We start from the raw sequence: 16,567 nt of genomic DNA, 5'->3' as shown, positions 1-16,567 counted from the left end.
AAACATATTAGCAATGGAAGAAAGAAAGAACAATGAGCTTCAGAATGCTCAAGCAAATGAATTACAAATCATTCAGGCTAAAAGGGACGCGGAGTTTTCTCTTACTCCTGTAGGCCAGACCATCAAGCAGTTTGAGGTTATGCAAAGAATGGGCAACATGTACACCCAGAGCACGATTGTACCCGACACCTATAAAGGTAACATCGGCAACTGCGTAATCGCCCTCGACATGGCCATGCGTATTGGATGCAATCCGCTTATGGTGATGCAGAACCTGTACATCGTACATGGGAACCCGGCTTTCAGCAGCAAATTCCTGATTGCAACCATCAACACAAGCGGTCGCTTCTCCCCTCTCCGATACGAATTTAAGGGTGAGGAAGGGACACCTTCATATGGATGCAGATGTGTAGCTTATGAGTCCACAGACAAAGAGCACAAGGAGCCTCTTCACGGAGACTGGATTACAATGGAAATGGCAGACAGAGAGGGGTGGACAAAGAAGAATGGCTCAAAATGGCAATCCATGCCAAGTCAGATGCTACGTTATCGTGCAGCCGCCTTCTGGCAACGCGTATATTGCCCCGAGATTTCAATGGGCCTTATCACAAAAGAAGAGGCAGATGACATTCAGGATGCCGATTACGAATACATCACACCATCTGGCAAACTCCAGAAAATTTCAGAAATGGCTGCCGGTGTAGAAGAATTAAATCCTACAACTGGCAAAGAAGAGATTGATGAAAAACAGGATCAGAAAGAACGCAAATCTTTGTTGTGATGGAAGAACAGCATTCACTTGAATGGTATAGAAAAAGACTTGGCAACTTCACAGGTTCCCGTGTTGGGGACCTGATGAAGTCAAGCCGCAAGGCAGGTGAAATGTTTGGCGATACCGCCAAATCATACATCTATCAAGTGGCGGCAGAAAGGAATATGAACCCATCCGTTGTGGAAGACGACGAGTTATTCCAGATGTATCTCCATCAGGTAGATATTGGTAGCAAGGCAATGCGCTGGGGAAATGAGCAGGAAGGAAATGCAAGGTCGCTTTACGAAAAGATAACCGGAAGACGAATTGTAGAAACTGGTTCATGTGCACACCCTTCCATCCCGCATTTTGCAAGCAGTCCGGACGGATACTACTACAACGAGGACACGCGTGAAAAAGGATGTATTGAAATCAAATCGCCCTCTCAGTACGTGTTCATGATGTTCTGCGGAGAAATAACCGGGAACGATTCTCTAAAAAGGGTACGTCCTGAATATTACTACCAATGTATGGCCCACATGATGTGCCTTGAAGCAGACTGGTGCGACTTTGTAGCGTTTAATCCGTTTCAGAAGTATCCTATTCATATCGTACGCATATTACCCGAACCGGACGTGTTTGCAGAAATGGAGAAACGAATCAGAGTTGCCAATGATATTGTGGAACAATTAATAGACTGAACTATGGAAGATGGCAATGAAAACTTACTGACAAGAGTATTCACCGTAACCACAACAAGGGAAAAGATTATCGCCCTCAGTGATTACCTGAACGATAACGACATTGATTTTGACAAGGTGGACATGGAAGCTGCTGACTTGTGCAAGACAGACTTGAACACCATTTCTGCTATGCTAGAATACGGTGTCAAACTGATTGAAAAGACAGCATCCAAGCCTTGTGAGGCTGACAAGGCCAGACAATTCAAGAACATGATCAAGAAACTTAAAAAGAAAATGCAGCAATGAAAAAATGGTTAGTGTCAGGATTCTGCAATCCTATAGAAGTCAATGTAATCCAACAAGCAGGAATTACTTATTATAATGATATAGACGATAAAACATTTTATCAGACTGATGAAAACGATCATTTCTTCGACACAAAAGAAGAAGCGGAAGCCTATAGAAACGAATTAATCAGGCCGTTCACCGGCGAAAATCTCAAGCGGTACATCGAATACCGCATCGACAACGGCGACTACTCACTCCTGCCTTCCTACGTGGAAGAACAAATGAAAGACACATGCAAATATTTCACATACGACGAAAGACAGGCCATCAGAGAAGCCCTCAGAGGAAACATTTGCATAGAAGCCACATCGTTCCGCCAGTCGCAAGTAAAAAGACTGCGTTATGGTGAAGAGAGCATCAAAGTAGTCCTTGACGACGGCACGGAATTGATGGCCCGGTCGGAAGTGGAAAAGTTCATCGTCACCTCCATCTTCGGGGGAAACACGAGCGGCAAAGTTTTTACATCCTTTTAAAAAGAAAATACAGCAATGAGCAACCTACAAGGCAGCATAGACCTGCTGAAACTACAGCGCACTGGCATCGCCACCATCCGCGGCGTGAAATGCCTCTGCATCCCCATCCGAGAGAACGACATCTACGTCAGCGTGGACGAGAACCTGAAAGCGAAATCCGCCTACCTCGGCCTCTCCATATTCGAGCGGCGCGAAGTGGGCAAGTACGGCGACACCCACAACGTCATGCAGTCCTTCTCCAAGGAGTTCCGCGAAGCCGCTGGCAAGGACGAGCTCGACCGCCGACCCTATCTGGGCAACATGAAGCCGCTGGTCGTCGAGAGCCGCAACGCCTCGGCGTCCGTCAGCGCACCCGAAGCCGTCGCCGAGGAGGACGACATGCCCTTCTGACGGCCTCCCGCCAAAGTCCGACCCTTGCCGCATCAAAGTCCGCACAAGGCATGGCAAAAGTCCGCACGTGGCAAAATAAAAAAACATCAACCTATAAAGACAAGAAAGATTATGGAACAAAACTGGTTTGAATGCTCCATCCGCTACGAAAAGACGATGGAGAACGGAATGCTGAAGAAAGTGACCGAAAAATACCTGGTCGACGCCCTCAGCTTCACCGAAGCCGAAGCGCGTATCATCGAAGAGATTACTCCTTTCATTAGCGGTGAGTTCACTGTAGCCAACATCAAGCGCGCCAACTATAGCGAACTTTTCCCCTGCGATGAAGAAGTTGCCGACCGCTGGTTCAAATGCAAGCTCGCCTTCATCACGCTGGACGAGAAGACCGGCGTGGAAAAGAAGACACCAACGCAAGTGTTGGTACAGGCCGCCGACCTGCGCGACGCCGTGAAGAAGCTAGACGAAGGCATGAAGGGCACCATGGCCGACTACGAGATAGCCGCCGTGGCCGAAACGCCCGTCGTGGACGTATATCCCTACGCAGCCGATGAAGAAGGAGGGCATGAAGAACGCCGTGAACCGACAGCTACCGAGCTTCTTGCAGCCTGCCGCGACGGTGAAAAAACTGAAGTCGTCGTCAGAGGGCAGAATGTCATCGTAGACAAGACTGGGAAAAACACGGTCGTCATAACCTATTCATATGACAACAACGAAAAACAATCACCTAACTAATTCAGCATATGGAATACGAATACATCCCTGATTGGGCAATATTGAAATAAGAATATGACCTTTGAAGAAATGCTCGCCCTCGACAAGAATTGGCATGGCCGGAAGAAATCCGACAACAAGGAACATCGTCTGCAGTCGGCCTGCGTCCGCTGGTTCAGACACCAGTACCCGAAATTGAGCAAGGTTCTGTTTGCTATCCCGAATGCCGCAAGAAGAAGCGCCAGAAACGGAGCATATATGAAAGAAGAAGGAATGTTGAGCGGAGTAGCCGACATAATCCTACTGAAAAGAAATCGATTTTATGGTGCTCTTGCTATTGAAATGAAAACCGATGACGGCACACAGCGACCTTCTCAAAAGGAGTGGCAACGTGAATGCGAATCGGCTGGAAACAAATATGTGATATGCCGTTCGTTCGAGGATTTCAAACGAGAAATTGAGAACTACATAAAAGATATGTGATGTTGCAAAAGAAACCGATTAAACTAAAGATTGTGACCTCATGGAAAAAGAGATAAAAGAAATCAGCGACTACCTGAACATCACTTGCTCCAATAACCCGCAAGAGATACAGGAGCGTATATCCGTCATCATGGTATATATGATGCGATCAGGTGAAATGCTGGCCGATGCCAAGAAAATGCTCCGCAAGAAGAAGTCTGACGAGATACAGAATACCATTCTTCGTATCGCACGTGAGAACTGCCTGTCTGCGAAAGTTCAGAATGCCCTATTGGACAGCATTGCGGAAGAAGAGGCTTATTTGGTTGACCGACTCGACCGCCTGAATGCGTCATGCGTACACCAGCTTGATGCGCTGCGGACATTACTGAGTTATGAAAAGGAGTCACTACGCCTGAATAAGACCGGCTATTGATAAATAATGTTTTCCCTAGAAAAATTAATTTGATTTATGTTTGAGTTTCAAACACTTTTTGCTTACCTTTACGGTACTTAAAAATATATATCATCTTAGTGGTGTTTGATGATTAATAAGATATTAAACAGGCTTTCATGGAGTATATATCCTAAACACCACATCAAGGGTATAGAAACGTGGAAGCCGTTTCTATTTTTAATATGATATAAATGGCAAGACCTAATAAGACAGGGTTGAGTTACTTCCCAATGGACATTGATTTATTCCAAGACATACGAATAAGGAAACTAATCAAGTATCAGAGTGGCAAAGCCGTAACAGTATATGCTCTCCTGCTATGTCTTATCTACCAGCGTGGGTACTACATGAGGTGGGACGAAGAGTTGCCTTTCATTATATCGGAACAAACCGGGTTTGAAGAGGCGTATATACTGGAGGTCATAAGAAGCTGCATGACACTGGGGTTATTATCCAAAGAGCTGTATGACAATGAACGAATCATTACGTCAAAAGGGATCCAGAAACGATACCAGTCTATATGCAAATTACTTAAAAGGAGGTCTGATATTACTGAATACTCACTTATTGACGGAGAAAAAGAGCCTATTATTTCGGAAGAAACAAGAGTTATATCGGAAGAAACTAAGGTTATTTCGGAAGAAACGGCTTTAAATTCGGTGAAAATGCCACAAAAGGAAAAGGAAAATAAAAAGAAAGAAATATCTACTGACGTAGATACAAAGAAAGGCAAGCTTTCTTTGCCCAAGACCGAAATAATAGATTTTGCGGCTTTATGTGATTATTACAACAAGCTGTTTATCGGAAAGATTCCGGTAGTGGTTAAGTTGACGGAGAAAAGGAAATCATCTGTTCGTGCAAGGGCTACAGAGCATGGAAAGGAAGCAATAATGCAGGTATTCCAAAAGGTATTGCACTCCCCCTTCTTATTGGGGGATAATGACAGGGGATGGAAATGTGATTTTGACTGGATTTTCAATCCAAACAATTTTGTGAAGATATTGGAGGGAAACTACGATGGAGAAAGCAATGGAAGCAATAGGAACGCTTATACAAGCAAGCAAGAGGCTAACGCCTACGCTCTTAACCTGCTACAACAGCATAAGCGAGAGCTCGAAGAAGGTATGGCTGACGAAATGGAAAAGCCGTTCTGACATTGAGAGGCTGTTTTCACCTGTCCACTGGGGATATACACTCCAGAACGTTGGCAAAGCCTATATGGCCGACTGCCCAACGCTGATGCAGTACGATGAACTATACGGAATTGGTTCTTCCTGTTATTGGATAGAATTGCAGGTGTTTGGGTTATATGGGGCTTCAAGTAGCAGAGAAAGCGGAATTGCCGACGGTATTCGGATATTCAGCCAGTCGTTTGCTCAGGAAGTCCGCCAGTACAAGCTGTCTGAACTGATGCTGTTCTTTGCCCGATACAAGGCAGGACGATACGACAACAGCTACTCCAGTTTCGATACCAAGCGCATAGGAAACGCATTCTTCAAAGAGTTCCTCCCCCAAAGAAATGCAGAGCTTGACATGGCTATCCGGAAACATGAACAGGAAGAAAGCCTCCGCCGCCGCGAACTTCCCGAAGGGTATGTAATTCCCGAAGGATATAATCCCTACACGTGGTACCTTGAACGAAAAAGACGAGGAGAAATACCACCTGTAAATCAGCCAGTTAAACAAAGTTTATGAATGAAACAAAGAAGATATAATATATTGTATTTCAATATATTACAAGTATTTTTACATAAACATTAAAACATTGAAGCAATGAAAGTAAACGTATTCAAAACCCAGTGTCCGATAGGGACAAAAGTGCAGAACATTACTACAGAAGAAATCGGAATTGTGCATAAAATATCCATTGACCGTACTCAGGCTTTGGTAGCATTTCCAAGTGAAAAAGGTTGGTTTTCATATTATGAATTGGAGATTAAGAAATGAAATACAAGAATGCTATTCAATCACTTCAATGCCGACCTTATCCAAGCGTTTGGGGTAAACTGACAATGTTTGCTACAGCAGACAGGAACAACTTTGAGGATGATGGGACAATACCCTATCCAAGAGTAATCTGTTTGCCTAAAGGGTTGGACGGACACGAATACCTATTGAGTTTCCAAAGAAATCATATCAAAAAGGATTTGTTTCATTTGACAGATTTCCAAGATATCGACATTGAAGATGAAATATGGAATAGCCATATTGAAATTTCCGAAACTACAGGTTACTGGAGCAGAAATTGGCGTACTGAAAGGAACAATTACATTCATGTCAATCACATAAATACAATGATGGACAGATGTAGAAAGTATCGAAACAATAATCTACCGTTTACCAGCAAGAATGTATTAAATATCGTAAACGAGTTAATCGGGACTGAATTTACACAAGCTGTGATAATTCCTCCAAATTTTAAATGATAAACAACAACTTAGGCTATTATGATACCCAAGAAAACATTGATAGAAGCCGCGGAGAAAGACGGCTCTATGGCCCGTTTGAACCAACTGCTATCCGCCTCACAAATTCTATTGTGTGAAGCAAACAATCTGGTAGAAGAAGCCTCCGATCTGATGAAGGAACGAGGCCTAATGCTGGGAACAATCAAGCAACTACATACACGCTTTGTGCAATCTGCAGATGCTTATTTCAAGGAATTTTCCTCATTGGTGATAGAAGAACAATCCAAGATGGACATGTTCAACGATATGGACAGCTTTGATACCTACTTCAGAAAGTGGGCAAAGATACCAAAGGGATGGGAACCATTAAAGCAAGAAATATGATGGAAAGACTAAAGGTTTATTACGGCTGGGCAAAAATAGGGAATGTCCGTAAAAAACGTGCTTTGTCTGTCATGTTCGAGAACGAAAAACAGGGCTGCAGAAGCGACAGAGGACAAAGGGTTCTGAGAACAATCCAAGATACCATAATTGAACGATATCAGACGAAAGAAGAAGAGAATGAAGGTCGGAAACAGAACCGGATATTCACGGAATACAGCCTGTTCCTTGACGAGAAACCTATCAATGGTAGCCTTGACAAATGCTTACTGATTAACAGTGAATCAGACAGAAATCATGTTTCTAAGGCCATGCGTGATAAGATTTCCGAAGCACTAAGAAAGGCTTTCCTTTTGGCCAATCCCGGTTATAAAGAACCGAATAGTCAACTATCCTTACACCTTGAATGACTTTACCTAAAGTTTAGGTAAAGTGGAAATAAGCAAGAAAACATTATGGGAAAACAAGAAAGTGTTAGCGATTGGTTTCAGATGGCCAAGGATCTTGCCAAGGCCGAAAAGGAACTGAAAAAGATTCGGTGAAAAGCCATTGTCCAAATTTGTCATAAAAGGGTATGAAATAGAGGCATACTCCCGTAAAGATGCTGTTGTTAAACTTAAACATAAAGGATTGATATGATACGCGAAGTGACTATGTACCAAGCTGTGTGCGACGGGTGTAGAAAAGTAAATTCATCATGTAAAACTAAAGAAAAAGCTGAGTATATAGCATCCGTATGGAAGCGATGGAAAGAAATCGACGGCAAACTCTACTGCCCCGACTGCTACGAGTACGATAAAGAAACGAACGAGTATAAACCGAAAGTTAAGGAGGACTGATTATGGAACACAAGATAGGAGAAATATTCGAGTACAACGGTGAGTGGTATCAGTGTATTATAGGGCATTGCAATCAATGTAGCTTTGATGAAGCAGGAAGTTGCAAATTTATTGGAAATCCATATTGCGCATATAGAAACGATAAGAAATTAGCGTGTTTCAAGAAACTTGAAAAGGTCGGAGAGCCTTTCACTTGCAATATTCATGGAGATGAAAGATTAGTATGGATGCAAGAATATAAGCTGTATGATGTAAATTTCTGTAAAGAAAATGCTTTACTGATGTATGTAAGTGATTATAAGCACAAGCGAATAGCAATAGAAATAAAACAAACCAAAGAAAATATGGAAGAATATAGAATGCATGATGCAAAAGAAGATATTCCCGAATTTGACAAAGTTGTTGACGAGTGTCTATTTGGCGAGGATAAACTAAACTTAAAGCCGTTTGACCTTGAAGCTGCCAAAGCAGGCAAAACTGTCTGCACAAGAGACGGAAGAAAGGCAAGGATTATTTGCTTTGATAGAGATTGGGATATGCACATTGTAGCTCTTGTGTCAGACCCTCTTGGGGAATCAGTACATTATTATTTGTCGAATGGAAAAGTTGATTTTGATAAACAGAATGATGAGGACCTTATGATGCTCCCCGAAAAGAAAGAGGGATGGATTAATGTTAATAAAGATGCAGGTCTTTTCAAATCAAAAGAAGAAGCGGAAAGAGATTGTACAAAAGATTATGCAACTGTAAGGGTTGAATTTGAAATATAAGGAGGAATAGCCATGATAACCTTTGAAGAATTTGCGGAAGCATACGCAGCAGCAGTTCCAAAGATACTTGCCAAGATGAAGTATCTTGAACGTATCGGACGTGACCCGTTTGACGAAAACAAACCGTTGCCTAAGTGGTGGCATAAGGTAAATAATATGAAAGAGAGAAGAAAGCAAAACAGAAGCAACAAAATACCTTTTTGATTATGATAGAAGAAAGTTATGTTTCGTTCGACACGGCGAAATTGCTGAAAGAGGCAGGGTTTGACGTGCCGTGCTTTAACCAATACACAGAGCGTGGCACAATATGGCATTGTGATTGCCCGGAAAATTTCAACAAAAGTCAGTGTGCAACTTCGTGCCCAACGCAGGCTTTGGCGGCGAGGTGGCTACGCGAGGCGCATGGTATTCATGTGTGTATTGATGTGAATGCGTCCGGTTGGTATTACGACTTATGTAAATCTGATAATGGCACTCATATATTATGGTCATCCTATCAAGGCCCAAATGACGGAGGGGAATGGGATAGCTACGAAGGAGCACTCGAAGCAGGACTGAAAATTTGTTTGGAACTGATTAAAAAGCAAGGATTATGAAGAAGATTATGTTCTCAGATTTTTATGGCTTAACGAAAGCCGTATTGGAAGGAAGAAAGACGCAGACGAGAAGAATAGCCCATATCTCTCGATATGAATTTGATGTAGTAAATTACGAATACCCATCTGCCCCATTAGGCTTAAGAAGGTCGATATTAGACATAAGCAAATATAAAATCAATGAAATAATAGCTATTGCTCAAAGCTATAGAGAGCTTGGATATACAAAATTGGATATAGATAACGAATGTATAACAAAAGCTGGATTGGATAATAAAATGTTTGTAAAGGCAGAATTGATGCCTCACCAAATACGAATTACCAACGTACGTGTTGAAAAGCTACAAGACATTTCGGATGATTGTTGTTTTAAAGAGGGAATACAGACATTCTATTATAAAGATTGTAAATTCCCTCCCGACGGATATACATTTGACGGTGGGAAATCGCACTTCAATTCACCCCGTGAAGCCTTTGCTCACCTCATAAATAAGGTGAGCAGAAAAGACGTGTGGAGCAAAAATCCGTATGTATTCGTTTATGATTTTGAACTTATAAAATGAAAGATATGGAATTTAAATCACAAATAGCGACGACCCGCGAGCAGGCGGAGCAGCTGCTTACGTTAGGATTGAAGCCTGAAACGGCAGATATGAGTATACCGATAAAAGACAATCCGAACTTGTATTGTTCCGCAAGACCGTACAATGATTGGAACGGTTATTGGAAACATAATAGATTCGTTATTCCTGCATGGAGCCTTAGCCGGTTACTGGAGCTGATACCTAAGTCAATAGAACAAGTAAACAGACCCAATGCTGATTTAGATATAAACAGCGATGGTCAGTGCTGGTTTGTCACTTATGTGGAGTTTGGATATGACGTGAAACATCAAGAAATGAAACGAGATTTATTTGATTCTGTTATTTCTATGATTTCATGGCTCATTGCCAACGGACACTTTTACATAGAATACCTAAAAGGAGATATAAAATGAGCTTACTTATTAAAGAAACGCAGTTACAGCGTATAATCAGGAAGACCGGTCGCAAGCCGGTACAATGCAAATGTCAGTTGTGTAAGCTGCAATGCCATACGCCTTGTTTAGGCACACCTCAAGATATCTTGAAGCTTATCGAATCCGGATATAAAGACAGGCTTGCTGCAACTGAATGGTATGCAGGAGTCATTATGGGTGTCATTAATATGCCCGTACCGATGATACAGGCCAAACAGGAAGGCGACTGGTGTACGTTCTACAAAGACGGTCTATGTGAATTACATGATGCTGGACTGAAGCCTACAGAAGGCAGATTATCACACCATAGCATTCGACTTGATAACTTCAAACCAAGTAAAAGCATTGCGTGGAATGTGGCCAAGGAATGGTTGAACGAAGAAAATGTTGAGTGCATTGAGAAAATATGTGAGGCTATGGCAGAAGATAAAAGATATTGTTAATGGATGAAATGATTTATAGATTATGGATGCAAAAGAACGAAAATCAAAAGAGTATTCCATCCTGTTGCTTGAAAGTGCAAGACAGCATCATGGCGTAGATTATGCCCCTCACGAAAAGGTATTCAATAAGTCGGATATTCAGGCGGCTTATGAAGTGGGATGGGATGCTGCATTAAGGAGCCAGTGGGTCGTTCCGAGAGACAGGATGCCACAGATATGGCAAAACGTTTTAGTAATGATTGAATATGAAGGAACAATTCAAATATACCGTTATAGATATTTGGGAGGAGACTTCGTATATGGCGATAGTCCGATATTGGCATGGATGCCAATTCCATCGTTTGATGATATTTTGGATGCAAACAAGGATGTTTTGAAACGGTTAAAAGATAAGTAACTATGAGTAGTGTTAATTTGAATGAGTTGCGAGACAAAGCCTACCAGTGCGCAGTAACACACGGATGGCATGAAGAAAACCTGAGTGATGAACATTTTCTTTGTCTGGTTATATCCGAACTGATGGAAGCTGTGGAAGCGGACCGGAAAGGAAGCCACGCTGACTTTGAAGCATTCAATAAATACTATAACCGCATTGACTTTAAGGAAAACTTCGAGCGTCAAATCAAAGGAACTGTCGAGGAAGAACTTGCCGACGCCTGCATCCGATTGCTGGATCTGGCAGGACTTCGTAATTGCGAATTATTATACATGGATAACTTATATATAGAGGAAATATCATTCACGGAATTTTCTTACATGTTTTGCTCATTTATCACCAACCCAGATAAAAGCCATAAGGATTGGTTGAAACTACATATAAGTTGTTCTTTGGGAAGGATCTTTTCTTGGTGTAGAGCAAAAAACATAGATATTGCATGGCATATCGAGCAGAAGATGAAATACAATGAACTCCGGCCTTTTATGCACGGAGGGAAGGCATATTAAAATGTTCTTACTTGCTCAGTTAAACAAAGTTTAAACCACTGATTATTAGATGGTTATATTTGTATAACAAACTAATAATCAGTATCTTTACTATACTAAAAGAACACAATAAGAAAATTGAGCAATGAAAAAGAAAGCAATTGAATTTAGTCTGAAAGCAGAAAAACAGGAATTTCCTGTTGCTAAAATCCGTTCCTCGAAAGATTCGGCAGATTTTGCACGCCAGTTCTATTACGATGACATTTCCATCTACGAAAGTTCGTTTATTCTCCTTATGAACCAAGCAAACACCGCCATCGGATATGCCAAAATTTCCCAAGGCGGTGTTTGTTCTACCATAGTGGATGTAAGATTGATTGCAAAGTATGCAGTGGAATCATTGGCCGCTTCCGTGATACTGGTGCACAATCATCCATCCGGTCATCTTAAATTCTCTAATGAGGACAGCCGGATAGCACAACAAGTCAGAAACGGATTGGAGATTCTTGGTATTAAGCTTCTCGACAGTATTGTTATCTGCGAGAATGGATATGCTTCCATGGTTGACGAAGGATTATTATAAACTTAAAATATAGTAGCAATGACGAACAAAGACAAAATCTTAGAAAAGCTTCGCAAGCTGATGAACCTGAAAGAGTCTGCGCTTGCTCTTGGTAATGAAGGAGAGGCATGCGCAGCAGCAGCCGGCATTACCCGCCTGTTGATAGCCTACAACTTGTCAGAAACAGATATTCCCACGCAGGAACGAATTGACAACCCTGTTGTGGCCGAAGAAATACCATTCAAGCCAGAAGTAAGCAGTGGCAGATGGTATGCTGATTTAATTGGAACCGTGTGCGAATACAACATGTGCCGCCTGCTTATAATATCGACAAGAAAAGACAATGGACGTATGAGCAGAGATAAGTTCCAGATTGTAGGGCGTAAGAAGAATGTTGAAGTAGTTCTGTATCTCGTTTCCTTCCTCGCCAACAGGTTCTACCAGATTGGCAAGAAAGAATACCCTTCATATAGGCATGACTGCCTGTTCAAGTTCGGACGTAGGCCACAAAGTATCGCCATGTACCTCCGTTCCTATCTCTGTGGATGCGTATTTGGACTGAATGAAAAATTCAGATCCGAAAAACAGCAACTGCAACATGAATGCGACATCACTGCGCTTGCTTTGAGCACCCGGGCTGAGATTGACGATTTCCTGAAAGATGAGAAAATCGGAAAGTCTCGTGCAAGCAGTCAAAATGTAGATAATGTGTCTGCCGTCCGCGGATATGAGACTGGAAAAAATGTGGAGATAAACAAAGGAATTTATGCCGAAAGTGTAAGTGAAGATAGGAGGTTAATGTAATGAAAGCAAAAGTTTGTAAAGACGGATTTGTATGGCTGGTTATCAGCAAGGAAGCAGCTTACCAATTATTCTCATCGGATATAGAAGTATTCAGACTATATGATGATGATAGCGAAGGGGCGTGTGATGATGCCAATGACATAAGGTTTCATAATGGAGAGTTCGGTATTGAAGTGGGGTTTATAAAAGACCTACTTCCCAAATGCCCTGTGTGTGATAATGCTATGATACCAAGCAGATACGAAGGTTCTGATTGGGAATGCTTGGAATGTGATAATGAATATTTAGCAAGTGAGATATGAAAGCAAGAAAGGATTCAAGGTCATACAGCCACTCGTGGTGAAATGATGTGCGCCCTCAGTGAATACGGTTGTGCTGGGATCTGTGACAGTTGCGGTTCTTGCAACAGTCATGACGGTTTCTATATTGCTGTTCTTAATTGCTGGTACTGCTCCGATTGCTTCCATGAGTGGTATACCAGAGCCAAACGCTATCCTGAAGATGAAGAAATAGAAAATAGGAACTTTGAGCTATACAAGCAAGTTCTTGAAATTTAATTGTATCCAAGTCTGAAAATAAAGAGTGTAACCCTTTGATATTCAATATATTATATGTATATTTACATATACAAAGTTACACACTTGAATATCAGAATATGAGAACGAAAACAGAGAAAGCAGTAAAGTTATTTCAATCCGGGTGCCTGAAAGAAGCACTTGCTATCTTTCGGACATTCCGGATTGGTTTTACTAAAGAGGAACGCAGGACCTTGCAAATCGCAAGCGAAAGCCTTACTGGGAACAGCGGTTTCTACCAGCAAATCGGAATTGATACTGATTCCATGATAATGAAGTCAAAAGAAATAATTATAGAAAAGTATTTTAGTAATGAACATCAGTAAAGAGACAATCAAGAAAATCGAAGACCTTGGATATTACGTTTGGGGAAGAACCGGACTACGGTGTACCGACGATGGCCTTTCTTATAAAGACGCTGAATATCTTGTTGTTGTAATCAATGATGACATACGGGAATTTAAGACGCCAAAAGTCAAGGAGGTCACTTTAGAATGGGTGCTTGATAGGTTAAATAAAGAATCGGCATATAAGAATTTGCGTGAATACCTCGTGAAAGTTTTTGGTTATTCAATTGGTATTTATCCTGCTTCTTATGGGGTTGGAATAGATAACATGTTTGGCCGATACAAAACAGATGCAGAAAAGGTATCAGAGAAATTAAAAGAGCTTGGGCTGAAGTTTAGGAACGAGTTCTCTGATGCAGCATGGATATATCGGTTTGTAATCAGTAGGGATAAAGATAATATGATAATTCTGCCATAATTTTAAGAAAAAATCAACATCTGGAATACCCAATAAGTTTATCCACGTACAAATAAATCCGTTTATATCTCGTTTGTCATACTTTACTGCACGTATGCCTTCAAGCACTGGAGACAGCAGACTAACTTCGCACCGTAAAAATCAAAACGAAGTATTAACTAAAACAGGAAGGAGAAAACCATGAGTGTAAATTATTCCCTTGCTCTGATGAGCAGCGAGCCGGGTAACCCGGACGGCGAGAAGAAGTATTACGCAAAGATGCAGGCAAGCGGTGAGGTAACGATGGACGAGATGGCAGAAGACATCGCCTATGCGACAACGTTGACCGACGGTGATGTACTCAATGCCTTACGGGCGTTGATTAAGCAGATGAATAAGCATCTGGCATCTGGCAAAATTGTCAGGTTGGAAAAATTCGGCAGTTTCCAACTACAGCTTCAGAGTGAAGGTGCTTTGACCGAGAAAGAATTTACCTCGGCCAACATTATAGGTGCCAGAATTCAGTTTCGTCCTGGTAAACCTGTAAAGGCTGCTACACGTGCCGGCGATGGTGGGCTTACATTTAAACGAGTACCGAAAAAAGGTGAAACTTTGCCTGCTGATGAAAGTACAGGTGATGGAGATGATGAAGAAGGTGGCAGTCCGCTATAAAAACTACCTATAGGTAATTCACCATCTACCTGTAGGAAACCATTTAACTACCCGTAAGTAGTGTACCGACTACCTACGGGTAATTTATTATCTGTCCACCAGAGCAAGCCATTGTAGTCAGCCTTATTTGGGCCTTATAAGAACAATTACCTTAAATCGTTCCGTATCTCTGCTCAAATCGTTTTCTATCCCAACCGGATTGGCAATCCTGTTCTCTGGGTCATACACAAAACAAATCAAAGTTCCAAGATCGGGATGTGCGGCATATCTTTCCTTGTCTATCATCAGTTGCTCGCCTACTTCTTTCGCTCCCAATCCTTTCCGGGTTTTCTTCACTTCGATAACAATCTTCTCGGATTTAAGCAGAAAATCCATGCGTGACGCACTTCCGGCATAGCTCGGCGTACATTCCTCCGCCCGGACATCATCGAAATGCAGCCTCAACAAAGCATGAAGCAGGTCCTGCACATCATATTCATCGTCCACGTCCAGCGCAGGCCTGTCTTCGTGCCTTTTCCTCAACTGGCGTACGACCAAATGAAAACGGTCGCAGATGTTCCTTATGACCGAAACGGCATCCTCCCGGCAACTAGTTCTGTCATCTTCCCGCAACTCAACTTCGGTTATCATGCCACGAAGCATGGTATCTTTTGCATCCAGCCCTTGCAAATAGCGTGCATGATAGTCTGTCGGGGTGCTATCATTTCCAAAAATAGGGTCAAAAAAGAACTGCGGGAATAGGCTGTCGTTTGCTTCCTTGTAATTGGTTGACCATTCGCCGAAGACGGATTTTATCACGGCCAATGTCTGCGTTTTCCAGTCCCTATATTTTTTATCGCCTTCACGCACTTTTTTCAACGCCGGTATTTCATCCAACTGCTTCTTCAGCACCTCTATCGCTCTTGATTTTTTCATAGGACATATTTCATTGTTTCTGTGTTTTAAGAAGCGATTTGATTTTTTCAAGCCGCTTCTTGTACTTTTCCTCCTTGAAAACGGATACGGCAAGCTTGCATACCCGAAGCTCATTCCTATAATCCTTTTGTTTCCTGTACAGGACGAGCAGCCTGTCGTAAGCATGACGGGCCGGATAAGAACCCGGTTTTACGTTCTCCTCGTACGCACTGATTGCAAAGGGAATGTTTCCCTGTTTCTCATATTCAATGCCCAGATTGTTGTATTCCGTGCATCTTGGCAGCAGTACATTGAACTTAAGGTTATACGCCTCATATTTCTTTTTCCACAGAGCGAGGTTCCTGTCAGGTACGGTTATAAACGTCCCTCCCCTATCCCGCGCGTCCCACACTTTGAACATGGTAGATGACGGAATAAAAGCCCTCATTTTCTCGGCCTCTTCGATTGTCAGTATTGCCATTGTATTTGTTATTTCAGATAATGATACTTCCGTTAAGAACACGGAAAAACACGGCTTATGTACCCCTCACCCAATTTGCAGGTTTGCTACATTTTCTCCATCATCATCGGTACATCTTTCCTGGGATAATACCTGTAAAGCATATTCACTTTAAATCAATGATGAGGTACAAAAAAGCCCC

General features: G+C 42.1%; 31 protein-coding genes. 29 read left to right on the top strand and 2 right to left on the bottom strand.

The window, feature by feature from the left end; genetic code table 11:
• Positions 1-13 precede the first annotated feature (13 nt).
• The 29 genes from HF894_RS02900 to HF894_RS02760 all read left to right on the top strand — a co-directional run bounded on the left by HF894_RS02900 (position 14) and on the right by HF894_RS02760 (position 15,011).
• Entirely contained in the window at positions 14-781 is a 768-nt protein-coding gene (locus HF894_RS02900) for a recombinase RecT (RefSeq protein WP_204971044.1), read from the top strand.
• Positions 781-1,452 carry a lambda exonuclease family protein gene (locus tag HF894_RS02895; RefSeq protein ID WP_204971043.1) on the top strand — a complete coding sequence of 224 codons (672 nt, stop codon included), beginning with the start codon at positions 781-783 and terminating at the stop codon, positions 1,450-1,452. Before HF894_RS02900 ends, HF894_RS02895 begins: the two co-directional genes overlap by 1 nt.
• Before the next feature lie 3 nt (positions 1,453-1,455).
• Entirely contained in the window at positions 1,456-1,740 is a 285-nt protein-coding gene (locus HF894_RS02890) for a hypothetical protein (RefSeq protein ID WP_204971042.1), read from the top strand.
• A complete protein-coding gene (locus HF894_RS02885) occupies positions 1,737-2,255 on the top strand; it encodes a hypothetical protein (RefSeq protein WP_204971041.1) in 519 nt (172 codons plus the stop codon). The genes HF894_RS02890 and HF894_RS02885 overlap by 4 nt, the downstream gene beginning before the upstream one ends.
• A gap of 15 nt (positions 2,256-2,270) precedes the next feature.
• The gene (locus HF894_RS02880; RefSeq protein WP_204971040.1) at positions 2,271-2,645 is read left to right on the top strand and encodes a hypothetical protein; all 375 of its coding nucleotides are present in this window, start codon (positions 2,271-2,273) and stop codon (positions 2,643-2,645) included.
• 111 nt (positions 2,646-2,756) lie between these two features.
• Positions 2,757-3,377 (top strand): DUF4494 domain-containing protein, encoded by a 621-nt coding sequence (locus tag HF894_RS02875; protein WP_204971039.1) that lies wholly within the window; start codon positions 2,757-2,759, stop codon positions 3,375-3,377.
• A 54-nt stretch (positions 3,378-3,431) separates the two neighbouring features.
• Positions 3,432-3,839, top strand: a complete 408-nt coding sequence (locus tag HF894_RS02870) for a VRR-NUC domain-containing protein (protein WP_204971038.1) — start codon at positions 3,432-3,434, stop codon at positions 3,837-3,839.
• 40 nt (positions 3,840-3,879) lie between these two features.
• A complete protein-coding gene (locus HF894_RS02865) occupies positions 3,880-4,254 on the top strand; it encodes a hypothetical protein (RefSeq protein ID WP_204971037.1) in 375 nt (124 codons plus the stop codon).
• Positions 4,255-4,466: 212 nt separating this feature from the next.
• A complete protein-coding gene (locus tag HF894_RS15105) occupies positions 4,467-5,429 on the top strand; it encodes a DUF4373 domain-containing protein (RefSeq protein ID WP_246593112.1) in 963 nt (320 codons plus the stop codon).
• Positions 5,430-5,493: 64 nt separating this feature from the next.
• Positions 5,494-5,970 carry a DUF6633 family protein gene (locus tag HF894_RS02855; RefSeq protein WP_246593111.1) on the top strand — a complete coding sequence of 159 codons (477 nt, stop codon included), beginning with the start codon at positions 5,494-5,496 and terminating at the stop codon, positions 5,968-5,970.
• 78 nt (positions 5,971-6,048) lie between these two features.
• A complete protein-coding gene (locus tag HF894_RS02850; protein ID WP_204971035.1) occupies positions 6,049-6,222 on the top strand; it encodes a hypothetical protein in 174 nt (57 codons plus the stop codon).
• Positions 6,219-6,701 carry a hypothetical protein gene (locus tag HF894_RS02845; RefSeq protein ID WP_204971034.1) on the top strand — a complete coding sequence of 161 codons (483 nt, stop codon included), beginning with the start codon at positions 6,219-6,221 and terminating at the stop codon, positions 6,699-6,701. Before HF894_RS02850 ends, HF894_RS02845 begins: the two co-directional genes overlap by 4 nt.
• A gap of 21 nt (positions 6,702-6,722) precedes the next feature.
• Entirely contained in the window at positions 6,723-7,067 is a 345-nt protein-coding gene (locus tag HF894_RS02840; RefSeq protein WP_204971033.1) for a hypothetical protein, read from the top strand.
• Positions 7,040-7,474: a hypothetical protein gene (locus tag HF894_RS02835; protein WP_204971032.1), complete on the top strand. Its 435-nt coding sequence runs from the start codon at positions 7,040-7,042 to the stop codon at positions 7,472-7,474. Before HF894_RS02840 ends, HF894_RS02835 begins: the two co-directional genes overlap by 28 nt.
• Before the next feature lie 225 nt (positions 7,475-7,699).
• Complete coding sequence (locus tag HF894_RS02830; protein ID WP_204971031.1) at positions 7,700-7,903, top strand: hypothetical protein; 204 nt, start codon at positions 7,700-7,702, stop codon at positions 7,901-7,903.
• A gap of 2 nt (positions 7,904-7,905) precedes the next feature.
• Positions 7,906-8,673, top strand: a complete 768-nt coding sequence (locus tag HF894_RS02825; RefSeq protein WP_204971030.1) for a hypothetical protein — start codon at positions 7,906-7,908, stop codon at positions 8,671-8,673.
• A 12-nt stretch (positions 8,674-8,685) separates the two neighbouring features.
• Positions 8,686-8,877, top strand: coding sequence for a hypothetical protein (locus HF894_RS02820; protein WP_204971029.1), 192 nt, complete (start codon positions 8,686-8,688; stop codon positions 8,875-8,877).
• A 2-nt stretch (positions 8,878-8,879) separates the two neighbouring features.
• Positions 8,880-9,269: a hypothetical protein gene (locus HF894_RS02815; protein ID WP_246593110.1), complete on the top strand. Its 390-nt coding sequence runs from the start codon at positions 8,880-8,882 to the stop codon at positions 9,267-9,269.
• Positions 9,266-9,832: a hypothetical protein gene (locus HF894_RS02810; protein ID WP_204971028.1), complete on the top strand. Its 567-nt coding sequence runs from the start codon at positions 9,266-9,268 to the stop codon at positions 9,830-9,832. Before HF894_RS02815 ends, HF894_RS02810 begins: the two co-directional genes overlap by 4 nt.
• 5 nt (positions 9,833-9,837) lie before the next feature.
• Entirely contained in the window at positions 9,838-10,266 is a 429-nt protein-coding gene (locus tag HF894_RS02805) for a hypothetical protein (RefSeq protein ID WP_204971027.1), read from the top strand.
• Positions 10,263-10,730 carry a hypothetical protein gene (locus HF894_RS02800; protein ID WP_204971026.1) on the top strand — a complete coding sequence of 156 codons (468 nt, stop codon included), beginning with the start codon at positions 10,263-10,265 and terminating at the stop codon, positions 10,728-10,730. The genes HF894_RS02805 and HF894_RS02800 overlap by 4 nt, the downstream gene beginning before the upstream one ends.
• A 22-nt stretch (positions 10,731-10,752) precedes the next feature.
• Complete coding sequence (locus HF894_RS02795) at positions 10,753-11,127, top strand: hypothetical protein (RefSeq protein ID WP_204971025.1); 375 nt, start codon at positions 10,753-10,755, stop codon at positions 11,125-11,127.
• A gap of 2 nt (positions 11,128-11,129) precedes the next feature.
• Positions 11,130-11,675 (top strand): nucleoside triphosphate pyrophosphohydrolase family protein, encoded by a 546-nt coding sequence (locus HF894_RS02790; RefSeq protein ID WP_204971024.1) that lies wholly within the window; start codon positions 11,130-11,132, stop codon positions 11,673-11,675.
• Positions 11,676-11,799: 124 nt separating this feature from the next.
• Positions 11,800-12,237, top strand: coding sequence for a JAB domain-containing protein (locus HF894_RS02785; protein WP_204971023.1), 438 nt, complete (start codon positions 11,800-11,802; stop codon positions 12,235-12,237).
• 18 nt (positions 12,238-12,255) lie between these two features.
• Positions 12,256-13,020, top strand: a complete 765-nt coding sequence (locus HF894_RS02780) for a DUF7168 domain-containing protein (protein ID WP_204971022.1) — start codon at positions 12,256-12,258, stop codon at positions 13,018-13,020.
• On the top strand, positions 13,020-13,322 hold the full coding sequence (locus HF894_RS02775; protein ID WP_204971021.1) for a hypothetical protein: 303 nt from the start codon (positions 13,020-13,022) through the stop codon (positions 13,320-13,322). Before HF894_RS02780 ends, HF894_RS02775 begins: the two co-directional genes overlap by 1 nt.
• Positions 13,323-13,675: 353 nt before the next feature.
• A complete protein-coding gene (locus HF894_RS02770; protein WP_204971020.1) occupies positions 13,676-13,921 on the top strand; it encodes a hypothetical protein in 246 nt (81 codons plus the stop codon).
• A complete protein-coding gene (locus HF894_RS02765) occupies positions 13,908-14,360 on the top strand; it encodes a hypothetical protein (RefSeq protein ID WP_204971019.1) in 453 nt (150 codons plus the stop codon). Before HF894_RS02770 ends, HF894_RS02765 begins: the two co-directional genes overlap by 14 nt.
• A 180-nt stretch (positions 14,361-14,540) precedes the next feature.
• Positions 14,541-15,011, top strand: a complete 471-nt coding sequence (locus HF894_RS02760; RefSeq protein ID WP_204971018.1) for an HU family DNA-binding protein — start codon at positions 14,541-14,543, stop codon at positions 15,009-15,011.
• Between the two features lie 123 nt (positions 15,012-15,134).
• Here HF894_RS02760 and HF894_RS02755 read toward each other — a convergent pair whose 3' ends face one another.
• Positions 15,135-15,926, bottom strand: a complete 792-nt coding sequence (locus tag HF894_RS02755) for a PD-(D/E)XK nuclease domain-containing protein (protein ID WP_204971017.1) — start codon at positions 15,924-15,926, stop codon at positions 15,135-15,137.
• 10 nt (positions 15,927-15,936) lie between these two features.
• Positions 15,937-16,386, bottom strand: a complete 450-nt coding sequence (locus HF894_RS02750) for a hypothetical protein (protein ID WP_204971016.1) — start codon at positions 16,384-16,386, stop codon at positions 15,937-15,939.
• Positions 16,387-16,567 lie beyond the last annotated feature (181 nt).

It is taken from the genome of Caecibacteroides pullorum (genome assembly GCF_019239235.1).
GTDB classification, from domain to species: Bacteria; Bacteroidota; Bacteroidia; order Bacteroidales; family Bacteroidaceae; genus Bacteroides; species Bacteroides pullorum.
This window is presented reverse-complemented; position numbering and strand designations above follow the sequence as displayed.

Bases quoted from the DNA above. Each gene is read 5' to 3' on its own strand.
- HF894_RS02900 (WP_204971044.1), top strand. From the start codon at position 14: ATGGAAGAAAGAAAGAACAATGAGCTTCAGAATGCTCAAGCAAATGAA.
- HF894_RS02895 (WP_204971043.1), top strand. From the start codon at position 781: ATGGAAGAACAGCATTCACTTGAATGGTATAGAAAAAGACTTGGCAAC.
- HF894_RS02890 (WP_204971042.1), top strand. From the start codon at position 1,456: ATGGAAGATGGCAATGAAAACTTACTGACAAGAGTATTCACCGTAACC.
- HF894_RS02885 (WP_204971041.1), top strand. From the start codon at position 1,737: ATGAAAAAATGGTTAGTGTCAGGATTCTGCAATCCTATAGAAGTCAAT.
- HF894_RS02880 (WP_204971040.1), top strand. From the start codon at position 2,271: ATGAGCAACCTACAAGGCAGCATAGACCTGCTGAAACTACAGCGCACT.
- HF894_RS02875 (WP_204971039.1), top strand. From the start codon at position 2,757: ATGGAACAAAACTGGTTTGAATGCTCCATCCGCTACGAAAAGACGATG.
- HF894_RS02870 (WP_204971038.1), top strand. From the start codon at position 3,432: ATGACCTTTGAAGAAATGCTCGCCCTCGACAAGAATTGGCATGGCCGG.
- HF894_RS02865 (WP_204971037.1), top strand. From the start codon at position 3,880: ATGGAAAAAGAGATAAAAGAAATCAGCGACTACCTGAACATCACTTGC.
- HF894_RS15105 (WP_246593112.1), top strand. From the start codon at position 4,467: ATGGCAAGACCTAATAAGACAGGGTTGAGTTACTTCCCAATGGACATT.
- HF894_RS02855 (WP_246593111.1), top strand. From the start codon at position 5,494: ATGGCCGACTGCCCAACGCTGATGCAGTACGATGAACTATACGGAATT.
- HF894_RS02850 (WP_204971035.1), top strand. From the start codon at position 6,049: ATGAAAGTAAACGTATTCAAAACCCAGTGTCCGATAGGGACAAAAGTG.
- HF894_RS02845 (WP_204971034.1), top strand. From the start codon at position 6,219: ATGAAATACAAGAATGCTATTCAATCACTTCAATGCCGACCTTATCCA.
- HF894_RS02840 (WP_204971033.1), top strand. From the start codon at position 6,723: ATGATACCCAAGAAAACATTGATAGAAGCCGCGGAGAAAGACGGCTCT.
- HF894_RS02835 (WP_204971032.1), top strand. From the start codon at position 7,040: ATGGGAACCATTAAAGCAAGAAATATGATGGAAAGACTAAAGGTTTAT.
- HF894_RS02830 (WP_204971031.1), top strand. From the start codon at position 7,700: ATGATACGCGAAGTGACTATGTACCAAGCTGTGTGCGACGGGTGTAGA.
- HF894_RS02825 (WP_204971030.1), top strand. From the start codon at position 7,906: ATGGAACACAAGATAGGAGAAATATTCGAGTACAACGGTGAGTGGTAT.
- HF894_RS02820 (WP_204971029.1), top strand. From the start codon at position 8,686: ATGATAACCTTTGAAGAATTTGCGGAAGCATACGCAGCAGCAGTTCCA.
- HF894_RS02815 (WP_246593110.1), top strand. From the start codon at position 8,880: ATGATAGAAGAAAGTTATGTTTCGTTCGACACGGCGAAATTGCTGAAA.
- HF894_RS02810 (WP_204971028.1), top strand. From the start codon at position 9,266: ATGAAGAAGATTATGTTCTCAGATTTTTATGGCTTAACGAAAGCCGTA.
- HF894_RS02805 (WP_204971027.1), top strand. From the start codon at position 9,838: ATGGAATTTAAATCACAAATAGCGACGACCCGCGAGCAGGCGGAGCAG.
- HF894_RS02800 (WP_204971026.1), top strand. From the start codon at position 10,263: ATGAGCTTACTTATTAAAGAAACGCAGTTACAGCGTATAATCAGGAAG.
- HF894_RS02795 (WP_204971025.1), top strand. From the start codon at position 10,753: ATGGATGCAAAAGAACGAAAATCAAAAGAGTATTCCATCCTGTTGCTT.
- HF894_RS02790 (WP_204971024.1), top strand. From the start codon at position 11,130: ATGAGTAGTGTTAATTTGAATGAGTTGCGAGACAAAGCCTACCAGTGC.
- HF894_RS02785 (WP_204971023.1), top strand. From the start codon at position 11,800: ATGAAAAAGAAAGCAATTGAATTTAGTCTGAAAGCAGAAAAACAGGAA.
- HF894_RS02780 (WP_204971022.1), top strand. From the start codon at position 12,256: ATGACGAACAAAGACAAAATCTTAGAAAAGCTTCGCAAGCTGATGAAC.
- HF894_RS02775 (WP_204971021.1), top strand. From the start codon at position 13,020: ATGAAAGCAAAAGTTTGTAAAGACGGATTTGTATGGCTGGTTATCAGC.
- HF894_RS02770 (WP_204971020.1), top strand. From the start codon at position 13,676: ATGAGAACGAAAACAGAGAAAGCAGTAAAGTTATTTCAATCCGGGTGC.
- HF894_RS02765 (WP_204971019.1), top strand. From the start codon at position 13,908: ATGAACATCAGTAAAGAGACAATCAAGAAAATCGAAGACCTTGGATAT.
- HF894_RS02760 (WP_204971018.1), top strand. From the start codon at position 14,541: ATGAGTGTAAATTATTCCCTTGCTCTGATGAGCAGCGAGCCGGGTAAC.
- HF894_RS02755 (WP_204971017.1), bottom strand. From the start codon at position 15,926: ATGAAAAAATCAAGAGCGATAGAGGTGCTGAAGAAGCAGTTGGATGAA.
- HF894_RS02750 (WP_204971016.1), bottom strand. From the start codon at position 16,386: ATGGCAATACTGACAATCGAAGAGGCCGAGAAAATGAGGGCTTTTATT.